Source organism: Nitrobacter winogradskyi, from assembly GCF_006539545.1.
Classification (GTDB): Bacteria; Pseudomonadota; Alphaproteobacteria; order Rhizobiales; family Xanthobacteraceae; genus Nitrobacter; species Nitrobacter winogradskyi_A.
In genome coordinates, this window is the sequence record NZ_BJNF01000110.1 from 1 (window position 1) to 19,504 (window position 19,504).

Annotated in this window: 16 protein-coding genes and 1 pseudogene; 9 read left to right on the forward strand and 8 right to left on the reverse strand. The window is 61.8% G+C overall.

All coding sequences use genetic code 11. From position 1 onward, the window contains the following. Positions 1 to 85: 85 nt before the first annotated feature. The 4 genes from thpD to ectA are packed head-to-tail and all read right to left on the reverse strand — an operon-like array spanning position 86 to position 3,285. A complete protein-coding gene (gene thpD / locus NWI01_RS17130) occupies positions 86 to 1,009 on the reverse strand; it encodes an ectoine hydroxylase (RefSeq protein WP_141385186.1) in 924 nt (307 codons plus the stop codon). A 22-nt stretch (positions 1,010 to 1,031) separates the two neighbouring features. Then, on the reverse strand, positions 1,032 to 1,448 hold the full coding sequence (locus tag NWI01_RS17135) for an ectoine synthase (protein WP_141385187.1): 417 nt from the start codon (positions 1,446 to 1,448) through the stop codon (positions 1,032 to 1,034). A 15-nt stretch (positions 1,449 to 1,463) separates the two neighbouring features. After that, complete coding sequence (gene ectB, locus NWI01_RS17140; RefSeq protein ID WP_141385188.1) at positions 1,464 to 2,789, reverse strand: diaminobutyrate--2-oxoglutarate transaminase; 1,326 nt, start codon at positions 2,787 to 2,789, stop codon at positions 1,464 to 1,466. A gap of 4 nt (positions 2,790 to 2,793) precedes the next feature. Then, entirely contained in the window at positions 2,794 to 3,285 is a 492-nt protein-coding gene (gene ectA, locus NWI01_RS17145; RefSeq protein WP_244613862.1) for a diaminobutyrate acetyltransferase, read from the reverse strand. Positions 3,286 to 3,581: 296 nt separating this feature from the next. On the opposite strand from ectA, the gene NWI01_RS17150 reads away from it, so the two are divergent. The 4 genes from NWI01_RS17150 to NWI01_RS17165 all read left to right on the forward strand — a co-directional run bounded on the left by NWI01_RS17150 (position 3,582) and on the right by NWI01_RS17165 (position 11,342). After that, the gene (locus NWI01_RS17150; protein WP_181410559.1) at positions 3,582 to 4,070 is read left to right on the forward strand and encodes a MarR family winged helix-turn-helix transcriptional regulator; all 489 of its coding nucleotides are present in this window, start codon (positions 3,582 to 3,584) and stop codon (positions 4,068 to 4,070) included. Between the two features lie 461 nt (positions 4,071 to 4,531). Next, positions 4,532 to 6,370, forward strand: a complete 1,839-nt coding sequence (locus tag NWI01_RS17155; RefSeq protein WP_244613863.1) for an autotransporter assembly complex protein TamA — start codon at positions 4,532 to 4,534, stop codon at positions 6,368 to 6,370. Then, positions 6,370 to 10,824 (forward strand): translocation/assembly module TamB domain-containing protein, encoded by a 4,455-nt coding sequence (locus tag NWI01_RS17160; RefSeq protein WP_141385192.1) that lies wholly within the window; start codon positions 6,370 to 6,372, stop codon positions 10,822 to 10,824. The genes NWI01_RS17155 and NWI01_RS17160 overlap by 1 nt, the downstream gene beginning before the upstream one ends. Before the next feature lie 206 nt (positions 10,825 to 11,030). Continuing rightward, positions 11,031 to 11,342 (forward strand): helix-turn-helix domain-containing protein, encoded by a 312-nt coding sequence (locus tag NWI01_RS17165; RefSeq protein WP_141385193.1) that lies wholly within the window; start codon positions 11,031 to 11,033, stop codon positions 11,340 to 11,342. A gap of 239 nt (positions 11,343 to 11,581) precedes the next feature. Here the strand turns inward: NWI01_RS17165 and cbbX are convergent, their stop codons facing one another. The 3 genes from cbbX to NWI01_RS17180 form a co-directional block, all read right to left on the reverse strand. Beyond that, a complete protein-coding gene (gene cbbX, locus NWI01_RS17170; RefSeq protein ID WP_141385194.1) occupies positions 11,582 to 12,496 on the reverse strand; it encodes a CbbX protein in 915 nt (304 codons plus the stop codon). Between the two features lie 159 nt (positions 12,497 to 12,655). Further along, complete coding sequence (locus NWI01_RS17175) at positions 12,656 to 13,081, reverse strand: ribulose bisphosphate carboxylase small subunit (RefSeq protein WP_011316103.1); 426 nt, start codon at positions 13,079 to 13,081, stop codon at positions 12,656 to 12,658. A gap of 11 nt (positions 13,082 to 13,092) precedes the next feature. After that, the gene (locus tag NWI01_RS17180; protein ID WP_141385195.1) at positions 13,093 to 14,562 is read right to left on the reverse strand and encodes a form I ribulose bisphosphate carboxylase large subunit; all 1,470 of its coding nucleotides are present in this window, start codon (positions 14,560 to 14,562) and stop codon (positions 13,093 to 13,095) included. Between the two features lie 518 nt (positions 14,563 to 15,080). On the opposite strand from NWI01_RS17180, the gene NWI01_RS17185 reads away from it, so the two are divergent. The 5 genes and pseudogenes from NWI01_RS17185 to NWI01_RS17205 all read left to right on the forward strand — a co-directional run. Further along, positions 15,081 to 16,031 carry a LysR family transcriptional regulator gene (locus NWI01_RS17185; RefSeq protein ID WP_141385196.1) on the forward strand — a complete coding sequence of 317 codons (951 nt, stop codon included), beginning with the start codon at positions 15,081 to 15,083 and terminating at the stop codon, positions 16,029 to 16,031. Positions 16,032 to 16,085: 54 nt separating this feature from the next. Next, on the forward strand, positions 16,086 to 16,445 hold the full coding sequence (locus NWI01_RS17190; protein WP_141385197.1) for a P-II family nitrogen regulator: 360 nt from the start codon (positions 16,086 to 16,088) through the stop codon (positions 16,443 to 16,445). Positions 16,446 to 16,536: 91 nt separating this feature from the next. Beyond that, the gene (locus NWI01_RS17195) at positions 16,537 to 18,060 is read left to right on the forward strand and encodes a carboxysome shell carbonic anhydrase (RefSeq protein ID WP_141385198.1); all 1,524 of its coding nucleotides are present in this window, start codon (positions 16,537 to 16,539) and stop codon (positions 18,058 to 18,060) included. 22 nt (positions 18,061 to 18,082) lie between these two features. Next, positions 18,083 to 18,208, forward strand: a complete 126-nt coding sequence (locus NWI01_RS20150) for a hypothetical protein (RefSeq protein WP_283809263.1) — start codon at positions 18,083 to 18,085, stop codon at positions 18,206 to 18,208. A gap of 79 nt (positions 18,209 to 18,287) precedes the next feature. Beyond that, a pseudogene (locus NWI01_RS17205) lies at positions 18,288 to 18,688 on the forward strand (integrase core domain-containing protein); the annotation flags it as partial. A gap of 17 nt (positions 18,689 to 18,705) precedes the next feature. On the opposite strand, the gene NWI01_RS17210 reads toward NWI01_RS17205, so the two are convergent. After that, positions 18,706 to 19,239 (reverse strand): DUF1269 domain-containing protein, encoded by a 534-nt coding sequence (locus tag NWI01_RS17210; protein ID WP_141385199.1) that lies wholly within the window; start codon positions 19,237 to 19,239, stop codon positions 18,706 to 18,708. Positions 19,240 to 19,504: the final 265 nt, after the last annotated feature.

Consider the following 19,504-nt stretch of genomic DNA (forward strand, 5'->3'; position numbering starts at 1 on the left):
TGACCTAGCTGGACGACATTGTCGAGCAGCGTGCCGGTCGCGGCCATAGGCGCACTGCCGGCCTTGCCAACACTGTGACCACCTCTCATGCGAGAGCTTCCACCATCAGCGGGCCACTCTGCGGTATCAGCGGCCGCGGCTCGCCGCGCTCGGCGACGAAGCCCGGCCGCGGCTTGCTGACGCCGAACGGAGCCTGTAGCCGGTTGCTGACGGCGTTATAGACAAAGAATGCGTTGGCGCGCGGATACGGCGTGATATTGCCGTTCGAGCCGTGCATCGTGTTGCAGTCGAAGATCACCACCGTGCCGGCTTTGCCGGTCGGGGCCACGATGCCGTGGCGATGCGCCAATTCGGTCAGGCTCTGCCGATCCGGTACGCCGTATTCCTGCTTCTTCAGCGAGGTGAGATAATGATCGTCCGGCGTCGCGCCGAGGCAGGTGAGGAAGACGCGATGCGATCCCGGCATCAGCATCAACGGCCCGTTGTCGGGCGTATTCTCGGCCAACAGCACCGACATGGACAACGCGCGCATGCGCGGCATGCCGTCCTCCACGTGCCAGGTCTCGAAATCGGAGTGCCAGTAGAACTCCTTGCCCTCGAAGCCGGGTTTGTAATTGAGGCGCGATTGATGGATGTAGACTTTATCGTTGAGCAGGAATTGAGCGATGCCGGCCAGCCGCGCATCGGCGGCAAGTCGTTCGACGATGCCGCTCTGGGCGTGGATCTCGAAGATCGAGCGGATCTCGTCGCTGCCTCGTTCGGTGATGATCGTCTCAGGGTTCAGGCCTTCCGGTCCCGACAGCAGCTGCTCCGACTGCTTCTGAAGGTAGGAGACCTCCTCCGGAGAGAATACGTTTTCGAGCACCAGGAAGCCATTGCGATCGAATTCCTCGGACTGCCGCCGGGTCAGCGGCGCGTGCCCGGTCCACTCGCCATGGACGACCGGGTCGAGGCGCGGCAGCATCTGTGCTTCCGCGGTGATGCGGGACGGGTAGATGTCGGTGGTCATTTCGATTCTCTCTTTCAAGAGTTCAGGAATTGACGGCGACCTTCAGCGCCGGAGCGTCGACTGCGGCCGGATAGGCGCCATTCTCGTCATGAACTTCCCGGCCGGTTACCGGCGGATTGAACACACAGGCCGTCAGGATGTCGCTCTCCGGACGAACAATGTGCCGGTCATTGTTGTTCAGCGCATACATGACTCCCGGCGAGAGCTCGTGCACTTCTCCAGTACCGAGATCCTCGATGGTCCCGATCCCATCCAGAACGAACACCGCCTCGAGATGATTCTGATAATGCATCCGAAGCTCTTCTCCGGCGTACATCGTCGTGATGTGGAACGAGAAGCCCATGCCGTCACCCTTGAGGAGAAGCCTGGCGCTGTCCCAGCCCTTCGATTTGACCAAGCGGTCAGTCCTGCGGATGTCGCTGAGCTGACGAACGATCATTTGTTTTTCCTTTCCTTACTCGGCTGCGACGCTGTAACTCCCGGTCATCACGGTACGGATGGATTCCTCGAGAATGTCGAGTCCGGCCGAGAAAACGGCCTCGTCGATGGTGAGCGGCGCCAGCACCTTGACGATCTCGTCGTGCGCGCCGCTGGTTTCGATGACGAGTCCGGCGGCGAAACAGGCGAGCGTGATGGTGTCGGCGACTTTTCCGGAGCCGACGTTGATGCCGCGCATCATGCCGCGCCCGCGCGTGGAGAGACCGAATTCCGCGGCCATCGCGCTCAGACGCCTGGACAGCAAATCACCCTTGCGTCGAATATCCTTTTCGAACGTGTCGTTCCGCCAGAAGTGCCGCAGCGCCGCGGTCGCGGTCACGAAAGCGTGGTTGTTGCCGCGGAACGTGCCGTTATGCTCGCCGGGCGACCACTGGTCGAGTTCGGGCGAAAACAGTGTCAGCGCGAACGGCAACCCCATGCCGGAAAGCGATTTCGCCATGGTGACGATATCAGGTGTGAAGCCCATGCCTTCAAAACTGAAGAACTTGCCGGTGCGACCGCAGCCGGCCTGAATGTCGTCGACGATCAGCAAAGCGCCATGACGCCTGGCGATGCCGGCGATCGCCCGCAGCCATTCCGGCGACGCGGCGTTGAGGCCGCCTTCGCCCTGAACCGTCTCGACGAGAATCGCCGCCGGTTCATCGAGCCCGCTGGAGGAGTCGGACAGCCGTTGCTCCAGTAACGCGGCGGTGTTGACATCGCCGCCGTAATAGCCGTCATACGGCTCGTGGCTGACATGGCTGAGCGGCACGCCTGCGCCGGAGCGCTTGGCGGCATTGCCCGTGCAGGCAAGCGCCCCCAGTGTCATGCCATGAAAAGCGTTGGTGAAGGCGATCACCAATTCGCGTCCCGTCACCTTGCGGGCAAGTTTGATGGCCGCTTCGACCGCGTTGGTGCCGGTCGGTCCGGTGAACATCGCGCGATAGTCCAGCCCCCGGGGTTTCAGGATCAGCGACTCGAAGGTTTCGAGAAACTCCGCCTTGGCGTCGGTGTGCAGATCGAGTCCGTGAGTGATGCCATCGGCCGAAATGTAATCGACCAGCGCTTTCTTCAGCACAGGATGATTGTGCCCGTAATTAAGCGTCGAGCATCCCGCCAGGAAGTCGAGATAGCGCCCACCCTGATTGTCGTACATCCAGACGTCCTCGGCCCGGCTGAACTGACGCGGCATGGCGCGCGCATAGCTGCGCACTTCGGACTCGCGGCGTTCATAGATAGACCGGTCGGGAACGCGGCCTGTTGGTCTGGGCCGCGTCTGGCGAACAAGTGTGGCTGTGGTCATGTCGTCAGGCCTCCTGATCTTGGTTCCGGGAGTTTCGGCTTGGCAGCGGCCCAATACGGGCCAGCCATTCGGTATCGTGCACGCCGGCGAAGTGCGCATCGCGTTCGAACATCGCGCTTCTGGTCAGCGGCGCGCCCCATGCGCGCGACAGGCTGTTGAACAATGCCCAGGACGGCGCATTGTCGTCGGTGACCGTGGTGATGAGATGCGTGACGCCTTCGGCGGCCGGGCGCGCCAGCAGCGCGTTGATCATGCGTCGGGCAAGGTACTGGCCGCGTGCGGCGCGCGCGGTCGCAACCTGCCAGACGAAAAAATCGTTCGGCTCCGTTGGCGGACGATAGCCCGAGGTCCATCCCAGGATCTCACCATTCCGCTCGACAACGATGCAGGTCTCCGCGAAGTGCGTGCACTGAAGCAGGTTGCAGTAAGCAGAATTGACGTCGAGCGGCGCGCAGGCTGCGATCAGCCGCGTAATCGCAGGGCCATCCGCGGCCACGGGCTTTCTCAACCGGAACCCTTCGCGTTCGCGAAAGTCCCGGGCCGTGCTGAAAGCCGGGGACGAAGATCCGCCGGACGTTCGGATCTGGCGATCCGCAATTTCTTTAGCTTCCGAATTAATTGCTTCGATCTCCGTACTATTATCATCATACCTCATAGACTTTTCGATAGCAAGTTTAATGAATATGGCTTATTCTGGCCGGTGACATTAATTCGATAGACGAAATATATTTGAATGATTGCCATGGAATGCGTGACAGTCGCCTGAACCCGACGAGAGCGTTAAGAACGTGCATGACATCAGAGATCGCCTCACTGACGCTGCGCGCCCTGCGACGGGTGCTGCGAGCGACCGAAATCGGCAGTCGCCAACTCGCCGTCGCCACTGGCCTCACCACATCGCAATGGCTGGTGCTGCGGGAGATCGAAGCGCGCGCAAAAACGACGCCCGGCGTCGTTGCCCAGGCGCTTCAGTTCAGTCAGGCAACGATCACGACAATCGTTGACCGGCTTGTTGCGCTAGACCTGGTGCAGCGCCAACGTAATGCAAACGACAAGCGCCAGTTTCTTCTGACGGCGACACAGGCAGGCCGGAACGTTGTGATCAATGCACCGGACCTGCTCCACCTGACGTTCACGGGTCGCTTCGTCAAGTTGCCGTCATGGGAGCAAGCCATGATTCTAGCCGCAGTGGAGCGTCTGGCCTTTTTGATGGACGCGCAGGATATCGACGCCGCGCCATTGCTGGACAGCGGGGCGATCGATCAATCCCAGCCGAAATAGACCGACATGCCTTGCCAAGCACCCTCATAGAGAGGAGTCGTCTCTACCGTTCGTCATTGAGTCAGATGCGCGACTTTTTTAACGGATGTGCCGTAGCATCAGCATCGGCTCCATATTTTCGTCCAACAAAATCCATCATGATGTCTATAAATTACACGCGCGGGTGCCTGTTGAGCTACAGTGGCAGGGGGAATCGCCGAGCCTGAGCTACTTAAGATTCGGGCTGAGCCGATAACAGCTCGGGGAGCGGAATAATTCAGGAACAGTTGCTGCCGCAAAGCCCGGCTCCCTCGGAGAGCCCGGCAAGGCGAAGAAATTTTATCGCTGCGGCACGACTGTTTCTATGCACCGGTTGTGCCGCCGTCGGAACCGTTGGCTGGTCACTGTGTGAGCCTGCACGCGCGTTCGACCTTTTCGGTCTGTTCGATTCCGACAATCCGCCACCGATCAGCACGACGGCATTGTCGTATCGCCTCGAGATCGAGGCCAGAAGCACCGACGGCAAGAAGGACAGTGACGCCGAGCAGGCGCTGCGGGACGCGTCCGCGACCTATCGCCTCAGGCAGGCTCCGCCGACGGACGGCGAAGGCCTCGTGCGCCGCCTGCAGGCCGACATCAATCCACTGCTGGATGCCCTCTGGGGACTTGGACGCTACAACGCCGAGATCGACGTCACGGTCGACGGGATTCCCGTCACGCTTGACGAGACTGATCTCGCCGCCGCGGTGCATCGGGCGGAGAGCTTTCGCAATCGGGAGATCATTCCCGTCAAGGTCGTCGCGCGGCTCGGCCCGGTATTCAAGCTGCGCACCGTTGATGTCGATTATCCGCGCGAGATGGCACCGCAGCGGCTGCCGCGTCGCGCCTTCCCGCTGAAGTCCGGCGATCCGGCGATCTCCGCCGACCTGCGGGCGGCGCAGTTGAAACTCATCGACTGGTTTCGCAGCAACGGTCATCCGCTCGCGAAGGTCGCGGACGTGAAAGCCAGCGTGGATCATGCGGCCACCGCGATGGATTTTCGGTTGCGGGTCGAAGCTGGTCCCAAAGCCGGCATCGGCCATGTCGCGATTTCAGGCAGCGGGGATATCGATCCGCGCGTGGTCGCGACCCATGTCCATCTGCGCGAAGGCGAGCCTTACTCGCCCGAGCGCCTGGTGCTGATGAAAACCTCGATCGCCAGGATTCCGGCGATCGGCGGCATCCGCATCCGCGAGGGCGACGAGCTCGACGCCAACGGCAACGTGCCGATCTTCATCGACGTGACCGAAAGGCCGAAACACGCGGCAGGTCTGTCGGCGCGATATTCAACCATCGATGGTCCCGGCGTCTCCAGCTATTACGAGCATCGCAACCTGTTCGGCAACGCCGAGCGCCTGCGGCTCGACGCATCCGCCTCGCTGCTGCGGCGGCTCGATGGCTCCTCCTCCTTGAACTTCGGCGATATCCGCGCCTCCGATTTCGGCGGACGGTTCACCGCGACTTTCCTCAAGCCGGGGCTTTACGGTACGCCCAACGACCTCCTGATCGAGGCCACCGCCTTTCGCGAGCGCGTCGGCAACAACGACCTCGGCGGCTACACCAACGATGCGGTGCGCGGCACCGTCGGCGTGATCCATCGCTTTTCGGAAATGGCCTGGGTCCAGGCCGGTCTCCAGATCGAGCGAGCGCAATCGCAGGACGTGCTCGGACGGGTCGATGCGACGCTGATCGGCGTCGCCACCAGCGGACGCTATGATACAACCGACAACCTGCTCGATCCGACGCGCGGGGTGCGTCTCGCCGCGACGATCAATGCCTATTCGAAGCTGATGGGCTCAACGATCGATCTCTATGAAGCGCGGATCGCGGGTTCAACTTATTACGCACTCGACGAAGACGCCAACTATGTGCTGGCGGGCCGGTTGGCGGCAGGCTCGCTCGGTGGCGCGCCGCTGGCCCGCATTCCGGATGCGCACCGCTTCTTCTCCGGCGGCGGCGGCTCCGTCCGCGGGTTCATTTTCAATACGATCTCGCCGATGATGTTCGGCAAGATCATTGGCGGCCGCAGCCTGGTCGAAGGCTCCGCCGAGATGCGGGTGAAGGTCACGCCGACCATCGGCGTCGTGCCGTTCGTCGATTTCGGTACCGCCTCCAGTTCATCTCTGCCGAACTTCGACGAGTATGTCGGCTACGGCGCGGGCATCGGCCTGCGTTATCTCACACCGGTCGGGCCGATCCGCCTCGATGTCGCTACACCGTTGAACCCCCGCCCCGGCGACAGCCGCTGGGCAGTCTATGTCAGCATCGGGCAGGCGTTCTGATGCGCGCGCGGCGAACCATCATGCTCGCCGCTGCCGCAGTGCTCGGGCTCGCCGGCGTCACGGCGGCCGGCGTCGTTGTCTACAAGATGATCGGTGGGGCCGGCGACAATCAGCAGGATCTTCTCGCCGGCCTCGTGTCGCGGACACTCTCCACGCCGGCAACCCAGGTGCATATCGGGGCCGTGGATGGCGCATTATCGTCCGACGCCACGATCCGCGACGTGACCATCACCGACAAGGAAGGCACCTGGCTGAAGCTCGATCGCGCCCGCCTCGTCTGGCGGCGCACCGCGCTGCTGCTGGGACGACTGGAGATCGACCGCCTCGAGATCGGCACGCTCGAGATTCGTCGAAAGCCGCTCGCCGCCGACCGGCCCGTCACAGTGTCAGAGCAGCCTGCCGTGGAGACCGGCCAGTCCGAAACCGAGCAGAGCGCCTCCACCGTACAGGCGACGTCCAGTCAGCCTATCCTGCCGAACCTTCCGGTGAAGGTGCAGGTAAAGGCGTTCGACCTGTATGCGCTGGTGCTCGGCGAGCCGGTTCTAGGCGAGGCCGTAAGCGTTGCTGCGACCGGAAACACCGAACTGGGCTCGCCCTCGGAAGGGCTCATCTTCAATCTCGACGCAACCCGCAAGGATTCCCCGGGCCGCTTCAAGGTGGAGCTTGCCTTCATACCAAAGGGCAACGCCCTCACCCTCGACGTTTCTCTCGACGAGCCATCCCACGGACTATTATCCAAGCTCGGCCGGTTTCCCGACGAGCCACCGATCGCCTTCGCGCTTCGCGGCAAGGGTACGCTCGACAGCTTTCGCGGCGCGTTGAAATTCCAGGCCGGCCCCACCATCGATGCGACCGGCGCCATCATGCTCGACCGGGACGGGACCGGCCGGGTGCTCGCGACCCGGATCAACGGTCATCTCGGACCGTGGCTGCCGCCGCTTGCGGCCTCCGTCTTCGCCGGCGAAACCAGACTCGATAGCGCGACGCGCATCGGTGACGACGGCAACGTCGTCATGGACGGGTTGACACTCACCAGCCGTCTCGCCCGGCTCGAGGTGAAGGGCGCGCTCGGCGCCGACAAGATGATGGATTTCTCGGCGACCGTTCGCTCGCTGCCGAGCAACGGCGACGTCACCGAAACCGATCAGGGCTCGATCCGCAGCCTCACCTTCGACGGCCACGTCAACGGCCCGGCGAAGGCGCCCCGCGTTTCAGCGAAGCTTGCGGTGTCCGATGCCCGTTTGCCCGACGGCGACCTTGACGCGCTCGAAGCCTCGATCAACGCCGCCCCAGACGCTGAACTCAACGACCTCGCCGCGACCATCGCGATCGACGCCAGCCTTCGCGCTTCCGGCATCGCGCCGCGGGATCCTGCACTCGCGGCCGCGATCGGCGATCGCGCATCCTTCGTGCTGAGAGGCACAACGGATCTCAGCGGCGAGGCAAAGATCGAGCGGCTGGAAGTCGGCACCTCCACCGTTCAGGCCGCCTATACGGGCGAAGCCAGCCGGGACAGGCTGCGCGGTCATGCGACCGGCACCGTGCCCGATCTCGGCCGCTTCGGCGGGCTTGCCGGGTTACAGCTCGCGGGCACGGTGAAGCTGGGCCTCGATCTCGACGGCGACCTTCGACGCGGCCGCATCGACGCAAAGCTCTCCGGCACCGGTGACCGCTTCGCCACCGGCCTTCCGGCGCTTGATGGACTTGCGGGACCACGCGTCACCCTCGCCGCCGATTTTTCGTCCGGCGGCAACGATACCTACACGATCCGCGCGGCTTCGCTCGACGCCGCCCATGTCACGGTTCGCGCCAAGGGAAGTGTGACTCGCGACGCAAGCGACCTCGCGGCGCGTATCGAGCTTCCGAATCTCGCGGCGACCGATGCGCGCCTGGCCGGCGCGGCGTCGCTCGACGCGCGGCTGACCGGAGGACTCGCGCACCCCGGACTATCGCTCACGGCGGCGCTGGATCGCGCGACGGCGATGCAGCGCCCGATCCCGCATCTGGGACTGAAGGCCACGGTCGCCGACATCAATGGACCTTGCACTATCGATGTCAGACTCGACGGCACCGTCGACGGCAAGCCGGCGCGCGGCATCATCCAGGCGAGCCGCCGTCCGATGGAGCACGGCCCCGGCGCCAGGACCGATCAGGATGCGCGCGACGAGCCCGCGCCTGTCTTCGCGGGCTGGGACGCCAGAACCATCGACATCACTATCGGATCGGCGTCGCTGAAGGGCGCGGGCACGATCGACGCGCAAAACCTCGCGCGCGGACGGCTTCGCTTCGCGGCCGGCTCTCTGGCGGACATCGCACCGCTCACCCTCATCGATCTTGCAGGCGCGGCTTCACTCGACCTTGCGCTGTCCGACGACGGCGGGCGGCAGTCCGTCCGCCTTGTCAGCAAGGGCACGGGGCTGCGGGCCGCCACCACGGAGATCCGGAACTTCGATCTGCGTGCCGAGGGCGACGATCTCCACAGCCATCCGGTGCTCAACGCGGATGCCCGGATCAACGGCGCCGAGATCGGCGGCCAGACCATCGCGAACGCAACTCTAATCGCGAAGGGCAACGCCGACGCGAGCACAATTGGCTTGTCGGCCAAAGCCGCCGGCTTCAATCTCGATGCCGCGGGCGTGTTGATGCCGAAGGAGCGCATCCGGTTCGACCTCAACCGCTTCACCGCGAAACGCGGCGCCAGGACGATCGCCCTGCAGAGGCCCGCGAGCTTCACGCTCGACGACGGCACGGTGATGATCCAGCATCTGGCGATCGGAATCGGCGGCGGCCGCTTCACGCTCGACGGCACGGCCGGCAAGGTACTCGACCTCAAGGCGGTGGCAAGCGCGGTCCCGCTCGCCGAAGCCGATGTCGCCGTGCCGGGCCTTGGCCTCGGCGGCACGCTCGATGCTTCGGCCGAAATCGGCGGTTCCGCAAGCGCGCCGACAGGACAGTACAGGATCGCCGTCAAACGGCTCACGGCGCCGCAAACAAGGAACGCCGGCGTACCGCCGATCGATATCACTCTGGACGGCCGTCTCGAAAAGACCCGCACGAAGCTCAACGCCACGGCCTCGGCGGGCAAGGCCGACACCTTAGCGGCGGCCGGCACCGTACCGTTCGACGCCTCCGGGACGATCGCACTGACGGCAAAAGGCCGGCTCGATGCCGCCGTCGCCAACGCCATGCTGTCGGCTTCCGGCCGCACCGTTTCCGGAATCGTTCAGATCGATGCCCGCGTGGGCGGCACACGCGCCAGGCCTCAGGTCGGCGGCTTTGCCGCCATGAGCGGCGGCAGCTTCCGCGACAACCAGGTGGGAATGCGGCTCGACGCCATCGAGGCAAAGGTCACCGCCGAAGGTGAGCGCATATCCATAGAGCGGCTGAGCGCGACGACCCCCAACGGCGGCGCGCTGTCCGGTTCCGGCCAGATCCGCATCGCGCCCGATGCGGGCTTTCCCGGCACGGTCTCGATCCGCGGACAACAGGCGACGCTCGCGGCGAGCGCGCTCGCGACCGCTCGGGCGAATCTTGACGTCAACGTCACCGGCGCGCTTGCGCGCGATCCGAAGATAAGCGGCCGCGTCGATCTCACTCATGTCAGCGTTGATATTCCAGAGCGCCTGCCCTCGACGCTGAAACCGATCGACGGCATCGACCACGTCAACGCCACGGGCCAGGCCGCCACCCGGCTCGCGGCGGCGCGCAAGGCGGAAGCCGCAGAGAAGAGCAATGGCAAGGGACGCCAGGCGCTTTTCAACGCCGCGCTCGACGTCACCGTCTCGGCGCCGAACCACATTTTCGTGCACGGCCGTGGCGTGAACGCGGAACTCGGCGGCTCTCTTCAGGTCGGCGGCACGACCAACAAACCCGTCACGAAGGGCGCATTCTCACTTTATCGCGGCAAGATGACGGCACTGGGAAAGACGCTGAATTTCACCAAAGGAGACCTCTCCTTCAACGGGGACCTCGCGCCTGAACTCGATTTCGCGGCCGAGATACAGGCCTCCGATATCACCGCCCAGATCGGGATCTCGGGCCCGGCGGCAGCGCCGGTTTTCGCCTTCACGTCGCGACCGGAACTGCCGCAGGATGAAATCCTGTCACGCATCCTGTTCCAGAAGGCCTCGGGTAACCTGACGACGGCGCAGGCCCTGCAACTCGCACAGGTAGCGGCGCAGTTCGCAGGCGGCGGCGATGGTGTGCTGGACCGCATGCGCCGTTCGCTCGGCGTCGACAGTCTGGATGTGGGCGTCGGATCGGGGGGCGGCCCAATGGTCGGCGCATCACGCGCGATCGGCGACAGGCTGAGCGTGGGCGTTCGAACCGGTGCAAACCCCAGCCAGTCCGGCCTCTCGGCCAATGTGGACGTGACGCGCCATATCCGGGTGGAATCCGATGTCGATGCGAGAGGCGCAACATCGATGGGAGTCGGCATGAAGTTCGAATGGTGACGAGGCTGATCCACCCGGTGCAGCCACTTCTATAAGATTTCCCTGCCGTGAAGCGCAATGCCATCCGGAACATCGCGCGCAGGAAGGACGCGATTTACATTCCTAGAGTAGGTTTGATGTTCTGCACATTCAAATTGATGCTTGATACTTAATTTTATATGGTTAGAATATATCTACTGTGAACCGCATCGGAGTTGCCAGAATTCATGATCTCCGCAAATCAACTCAGGGCTGCCCGTGCGCTCCTTAATATAGATCAACGGCAAATGGCTGAACTGGCAGAGCTTTCAGTTCCTACTATTCAACGCATGGAAGCTAGTGACGGCGTCATCCGTGGCAATGTCGATTCCCTGATGAAACTGGTTTCAGCTCTGGACAACGCGGGCATCGAGCTGATCAGTCCGGATGGTCAAAGCTTGGCTGGCGGTCGGGGCGTCCGGCTCAAGGAACAAGTCACGAGGCCAAGGATAAAGCAACCCAGGTCTTTCTCGCCGCGGCCCTTGGAGCGAACTCGATAATCTACCCTCTCTGAAATGGTCTCCCTGAAGTATGATTTTCGGGTGTCCTTTGCGGGCGTCAGATCTTCACCAAGCGCCTCGCTTAAGGAGTGCTAACGCCATCGGCGCGACGTGCAGCATGGCTCGCTTCTATCGTCCCCAACCCGCTGATCAGACGATTTTGATCGGCTACCGTTCCAAAAACTGGTCATTTTCGGACCGAAGAACGGATGCCGCCACAATGGCTGGTCTCGGCAGGGCTATCGCCTTCTCTTGTCCGTCAATTGCTCGACAACGGCAGGCTGCGACGTCTCGAACACGCGACTGGCAAGAACGTCGGACGCTACTACCGACTGGACATCGTCGACAGACAGGATGGCGTCCTCGTCCGCGACCAGGCGATTGGCCTGACGCAAGCGAATACGATCCAGCGCGTTGCGGATCGAGCGTGCGTTGGAGAACAAGGGCTGCGCCTTGCGCAACGCGATGTAGCGTACAAAGGCGTCGCGGGCGTCAGATGTGAATTTATAGTTCATGTGACGCAGCATTACCTCCGCGATCGCGAGCAGCTCCTCGTTGGTGTAGTCGGGGAAGTCGATGTGATGGGCGATGCGCGAGCGGAAACCGGGATTGCTCGAGAAGAATCTTTCCATACGGTCGGCGTAGCCGGCGAGAATGACCACTAGGTCTTCGCGTTGCGACTCCATGACCTGAAGCAGTATTTCGATGGCTTCCTGGCCGTAGTCACGTTCGTTGTCGGGCCGATGAAGGTAATAGGCCTCGTCGATGAACAGCACGCCGCCCATCGCCTTTTTCAGTATCTCCTTGGTCTTCGGCGCGGTGTGGCCGATATACTGTCCGACCAATTCATCGCGCGTGACCGACACGACATGGCCACGGCGTACATAACCCAGCCGATGGAGAATATCGGCCATCCGCAAGGCAACGGTGGTTTTGCCGGTGCCGGGATTTCCGGTGAACGACATGTGCAATGTCGGGATTTCCGACGTCAGTTCCATTTTCTTGCGTATCCTCTCGACGAGGAGCAGCGACGCAATCTCCTGGATTCGTGTCTTGACGGGCTTGAGACCGATCAGCTCTTGATCGAGCTGCTTGAGTATCTCGCCGATTCCAACGGCTTCGAGTTCCTCGCGAAGGTTGACTTGTTCTTGCATCGAAGATGGTCCTGATAGCCTCGGTCGGGAGCTTCTCTTTTACGACCGCTCGCGGGAAAACCGTTCGGGGAGAAAGGCTCCGTCGTCAGGAGACGACGGAGCAATACATCCGGGCTGGACGACCAAAAGGATAGATCGTCCAGCCTTAGCGGGATGGAATCATGATGAATAGCGCTGACCTTCGGAACGTTCGGCCACCGCATAGGAGGTCGTGGTGTACCGGACGTTGCGACTATCGGATTCCTGGCGCTCGAGCCGGAAGCCCGGCTCGTTCTTCGGCCTGTTGACGATGAACGAGATCTTCACCGACTCCCAGCCAGGACTGGAATCGAACCCTGAGATCCGGATGTAGCGGTCGCCATAGACCTTCCGGCACTCCTTCAGCTCCATCAGCACGCCTGCCGCATCCGGCAGGTCGAACATCGGCAGATTCCACATTTCCCAATAGGTATTGCGGGGATGCGGATCGTCGGTGAACTCAATGTTCACGGCCCAATTCTGGCTGAGACAATACTGGATCTGCCGGGAAATCTGATCATCGGTCAGATCGGGCAGGAACGAAAAACAACCTTGAGTAATACGCATGATGTCCTCCATTACGCCGCAGGAACGGCGGTCGGCACGTAGTCGGGAGCGTCGGTCGAGGCGTAGTCGAAGGTGACGTCCTTCCACACCTCAAGCGCCTGCTTCAGCGGCGTACAGCTCGCGGCTGCCTTGGCCAGGATCTCCGGCCCTTCGCTGACGTAATCGCGACCTTCGTTGCGAGCGAGGATCATCGCCTCCAGCGCCACACGATTCGCGGTCGCACCGGCCTGGATGCCCATCGGGTGACCGATGGTGCCGCCGCCGAACTGCAACACCACATCCTCACCGAGGTGCTGGATGAGCTGGTGCATCTGGCCGGCGTGGATGCCGCCGGAAGCGACCGGCATCACCTTGTTGAGGCTCGCCCAGTTCTGGTCGAAGAAGATGCCGTGTTCGAGCTGGGCCGGGTTATACTCCTCGCGGCAGATATCGTAGAAACCACGCGTGGTGAGCGGATCGCCTTCCAGCTTGCCGACCACGGTTCCTGCGTGGATATGATCGACGCCGGCGAGCCGCATCCATTTGGAGATGACGCGGAACGACACGCCGTGACTGCGCTGCCGCGTGTAGGTCGAATGACCGGCGCGATGCAGATGCAGGATCATGTCGTTCTTGCGCGCCCAATTCGACATCGACTGGATCGCGGTGTAGCCGATCACCAGGTCGATCATGACAACCACCGAGCCCAGCTCTTTCGCGAACTCGGCGCGCTCGTACATGTCCTCCATCGTCGCCGCGGTGACGTTGAGGTAGCTGCCCTTGATCTCGCCGGTCGCTGCCTGGGCGCGATTGACCGCCTCCATGCAGTAGAGGAAGCGCTCTCGCCAGTGCATGAACGGCTGCGAGTTGATGTTCTCGTCGTCCTTGGTGAAGTCGAGACCGCCTTTCAAGGCCTCATAGACCACGCGGCCGTAATTGCGGCCGGACAGGCCGAGTTTCGGCTTGACGGTGGCGCCGAGCAGCGGCCGACCGAACTTGTCGAGGCGCTCGCGCTCGACGACGATGCCGGTGGGCGGCCCCTTGAACGTCTTAACGTAAGCAACGGGCAACCGCATGTCCTCGAGGCGCAGGGCCTTGAGCGGCTTGAAGCCGAACACGTTGCCGATGACCGACGCGGTGAGGTTGGAAATCGAACCGGGCTCGAACAGGTCGAGATCGTAGGCGATATAGGCGAAGTACTGGCCTTCCGCCCCCGGCACCGGGTCGACGCGATAGCACTTGGCGCGGTATTTTTCGGCCGCCGTGAGGCGGTCCGTCCATACCACGGTCCAGGTCGCCGTCGAGGATTCACCAGCCACCGCCGCCGAGGCTTCGATCGGATCGACGCCATCCTGAGGCGTAACCCGGAACAGGCAAATGACGTCAGTGTCCTTGGGCGTGTAGTCCGGCTCCCAATAGCCCATCTTCTTGTAGGACATGACGCCGGATTTGTAGCGATCCTTGCCGCGGACAGTCATCGATTTCTCGTTTTGGACGTTCATATATCTCTCTCCTTCTTCTCTCTGTGATCCGCGAAAGTTCCGGATCGAATTTCACGCCGCGGCAACGGCCGTATCAGCGATGCCTGGATCAAGTTCGCCCGTACGATAGGGCCCGGCCATCTCAGCCCGTGGGTTCACCTTGATTTGAGGCATTTCCCGCTGTGCGGCGATCGGCTCCTTCTTGAAGCTCCATCCGGGGGATTGGCGTCAGTCTGACGATCGTCACTCGCCAGGAGATACGTCAGGCCTTGCGTGGCCATGCGCTTCGCGATCAGGGGGGCACCCTTTCCCGCCCGACATCGAACGAAACACCCTCTTGATCGCGACCATCGGGCTTCCGGACTGGCAGCGGTCGATCTGGCGCAGTCTCCCTCGAAAAGGTCGATGGGAGAGGCAGTTAAAGCTCTAAAGCTCATACTCTAGACTACTATTTACAACATCAGAACATAATAGATGATGTATTAAACTCCAATTGTTATTTCTTATCGCATATATTAGTGTGGCTTATGCATCAGTTTATGCACCTGACACTCAGACAGCTCCAGATCTTCGACGCGGTCGTGCGTCGGCGGAACTTTACGCGCGCAGCCGACGCGCTACATCTCACCCAGCCAGCGGTCTCGATGCAGATGCGGCACCTGGAAGAGCAGATCGGCGTGCCGCTGTTCGACTACGTCGGAAAACAGATCCAGCCGACCGACGCGGGTCGCGAGTTGCATCGCCACGCCACGCTCATCGGCGCCAAGATGCGTGACCTCACCTCGGCGATGGAGGAGTTTCGCGGCGTCCATCGCGGGGAACTCGACCTCACCGTGGCGAGCACAGCCAACTATTTCATGCCCAAGCTGATTGCAGCCTTCTGTGCCTGCCACGCCAAGGTGCAGGTGCGCCTCCAAGTGTCCAACCAGACGCATATCCTCAAGTCGCTCTCCGCTTCAAATCAGGATCTGGCCATCATGGGGCAACCGCCAGAGGACGCCGAGCTCGTCGCTCGCGGGTTCCTCGACAACCCGCTGATGGTCATCGCCTCACCCGCCCATCCCCTGGCCGGACGCCGGCAAATTCCGCTGGCGCAACTGGGTCGCCAGCCGTTCATTACCCGCGAGCCCGATTCAGGCACGCGCCGTACCACCGAGCGACATTTTTCCCGTCACGGCGTGGAATTCCATTCTGTGATGGAAATGAGCAGTAGCGAGGCCATCAAGCAGGCGGTCGAGGCTGGGCTGGGGTTGGGCGTTCTGTCGCTGCACGCGCTGGAGCTGGAGCTGGCGACACGCCGCCTGGTCACTCTCGACGTAGAGAGCTTTCCGATCGTGCGGCAATGGTTTGTCGTGCATCGCAAGGGCACGCGGCTATCGGCGGTGGCGCAGTCTTTCCTGGCGTTCCTCACCAAGCAGGCGCGCCCGTTGGCCTCGCCCAAGCAGTCATCGACCCACTCAGGGCTACAAGCCTTTCGTCTTCAACAATGAGCAGTGGGGAAAACGCGCGCCGCTCATAGCCTAGGTTCAGGAAGAACACGCCGCATGAACGCGATCAAACTGCATCCGCTGAAAAAGCTGGAAATCATTCTCGCCGGCGAACACAAGCAATTCGCCACCGACTTGCTCAACCACGCCGGAGTCAAGGGCTACACCATCATCGGCAGTCTGTCCGGCAAGGGCAACCACGGCATGTACGAAGGGCATCTGATGTTCAATGAGGACGACGCCCTCATCATGATCATCGCCGTGGTGCCGAAAGACTTGGCCGACGCGCTGCTCGATGGCTTTCAGCCGTTTTTCGACGCCTACTCAGGCGTGATTTTCGTCAGCGACATCCAGGTCTACCGCCCGACCAAGTTCGTGGCGGCCTATCCCTATGAGATGGCCCGCTCTCAATCTTAACGCATGACCGGCTTTTCGACCAAAAGTCGGTTGCCTGAATAAGCTCAGCCGGATGCCTCGGAACCGGGCTGCAGTACAGAGGATCGCGAAGATGAACACACGCAAACGCCTTCATGCCCTGCGACGAGAGGCCAGCCCGGCTGCCGTAACGTCACCCGAGGTGGCGGCCACGCCCGATCATCCGGCATACGTGATTGGCAGTGGAGAGATGTGCGAGCATGCGCTGGTCGATCGCGACCTCAATCGACTGCTGTTCGACTACGAGCGAACTGTTCGCTTGCGCTTTGCGCGCATCGTCGATGTGCTCAAGCGCATCTCGGCGCATCAGCATGATGAGAATTTTATCGAGCAGGCGCGGCAGCTGGCCCGCGAACAACTCGGCTTCGATCTTCCGACGCAGGTGCTCGAGGACGCCTGGGTATGCGGGCTGGATTTGTCCACGCTCCATTCACGCTGCATATTCAGCTCTCTGAAGTTGAGCGTCGACAACGCGCAGACAGAGCAGATCGGTTGGCGCCAACGCCTCCCGCTCGACGAGAATTTTCTGCGTTCGTGCGGCTACCACACCGTGGACATCAGTCCGTGCTCCGACGGCCGTCTGCAGGGTGTCGGCGCCTATGTGCTGCGTTTTTTGCCTGGGCCGAATGTGCGGGTGAAGGGGTATGCCGGCGCACTGTTCAATGTCGAAGCCAATATGTCGGACTGGGCAGAGCGCGAAGTCAAGCGGCTGTCGGGCGCCATGGTCGACGGGGACCGCCTGAACTTCCTCAAGATCGCCGTTTATCATTTCAGCAGTTCCTCGCCCGATAATCACGGTTGCGCTGCTCACAACAGCAACGACAATAAGGCCACACAGGCTGCGTTGCAGCGCTTGTACGAGTTGCGGACGGCGATTGAACGGACGTTCGGCGCCGGCGCCGGGCCGGATGTCCTGCTTATCGGTGTTGACACGGATCTGGATGCGTTGCGCATCCACTTGCCCAACGGCCTCGGCGAGCTTAGCGCTCACCGCTATTTCGAGACCGCGCAGATCTACCGCAACACCCTTGGTCTTTCGCCCGAAACGGCGCGGACCCATATTGCCGAGACCGTCGCCGTTGCCGAGGGCATGGGCGACGGGAGCCAGGGCACCGGCCGAATGCATGAGGGGATGCGTCGCCTGGTGCTGGCGCTGGCCGAGGCCAACCTGTCGCAAGTCGAATACGTCATCAAGCACCACACCGGGCGCTACGCGACAATCGGGCATGACGAGCAGTACATCATCGTCGGTGAGAAGCTGCGGCCGCTGCAGTTGCGCAATCTGTTTTATCTCGCTCACCTCAACACCATGGAGGAAGGCGCGCCGGACATGGATGTCGGGATTGATATCTTCACCAAGCTCAACGCAGCGCACGGTCTGCCGGTGCCGGTTCTGGTTCACTTCGAATATGATGCACGAGTTACCAAGTCGCGTGAGCGGGCGATCGCGCGGGGACGGCGGGTGCGTGACGCGATCGAGGCGCGCTACCCCGATCTGGCCGCCCGGGGCCTGCTCAATTGCGCGATTGCGGTAAGCGAACGTGGCGGCGACGAGCGTTGCACCTTCATCGCCGACGACGGTGTCGACGGTCATTGAGGGGGTATGCGCCATCAGAATCATGCGTGTAAGAACCCTCGTATCGGCCAATCGGATCGACGCCACGGGACATCATCTGCTGCTTGTCGTTCAGGAAACGCCGAACGGACCGCGCAGCGTCGCGGTCGACGCCTGGTCTTCCCCCTGAGAAGTGGTCCTCCCTGAATTAGGCTATCAGCCGTTTGCGAGGACGTTGGATGCCCCGGAAGAAGCACAAATCGGAAGAGATCTACGTCTTGTCGGATCTGTTCATCCTGCGCGGCGCGCCCGGGTCACGTTCGTTCGGACAACGGCCCGGAGTTCATCGCCAAGGCAGTGCGGGAGTGGATTGCGGCTGCCGGCGCCAAGACCGCGTTCATCGAGCCGGGAAGCCATTGAGAGAACGGCTACTGCGAGAGCTTCAACTCGAAGCTTCGTGACGAATTGCTCAACAGCGAGATCTTCTACAGCCTCGCCGAGGCCAAGGTCATCATCGAGGCATGATGGCGCTACGACAACACCGAGCGCCCCACACTCATCACTCGGATATAAACCGCCGGCGCCATAGGCCATCGCCTGGCCTTCAAAGCCAGCCGGATCGCTTTCGCCAGCCGCGCAAGCAATGGTCGAAAAGCCCGCCATGCATTAAGACTGAACCTGACTACCTCATAGCGGCAGGCCACCAGACGGAACGGCCTTCGACAAGGCGTTTTTCAACTTCTCTTCCTGCTCTGACGACAACGAGGAGCGGATCACATGACCTTTGAAGTCGGAGAGCTGCGCGAGAATTTTCTCCGGCTGAGCCTTACGGATCAGCAGAAAGAGCGCGGAGGTGCCCGGCTTGAGCGTCTCGCCGATCGACTTAATGAGATCGTCATTGATCCCGTAATCTATCATATTGCCGGCCAGCGCGCCCGAACCCGCGCCGACGGCTCCACCGAGTGCAAAACCCGCCAGCGGATTGAGAAACAGAAGGCCGATCAGGGTGCCCCACATCGCGCCGCGTAACCCGCCCGTGGCCGCGCCAAAACCCGTGAGACTGACGCTTTGCTTGATCCTGACCTTGCCATCCGGGTGGCGAATGGCGACAACAGCGTCTTCCAGATCAATCAGGTATTCGCTTTGCAACCGGTTGAGTTCAGTTAGAACATGATCGGCATCATCTTCTTTATCAAAACCGACGACCAGGAATTCAGCCATGCCAACTTCTCCAAGCAACAGATTCGAACGTTTCCAAAACTCTCAAAGTACTCAGGTAACGTACCTCACAGGATAAAAAAATAACAAGCAGGAAATTATGTTCTTCCGTTTGCGCATGGTGAAACAGATGAGCGGCATCCCGGTCGGCGCTTGCCGTCATGGATCGCGCTATAGCGTTTCACATCGAGTGAAGTAGATGCCGGCCACGTGAAGAAAGCGCGTTGAAACAACAACCAGAGCTTTGCTTCTGATTGAACCAGAAGCG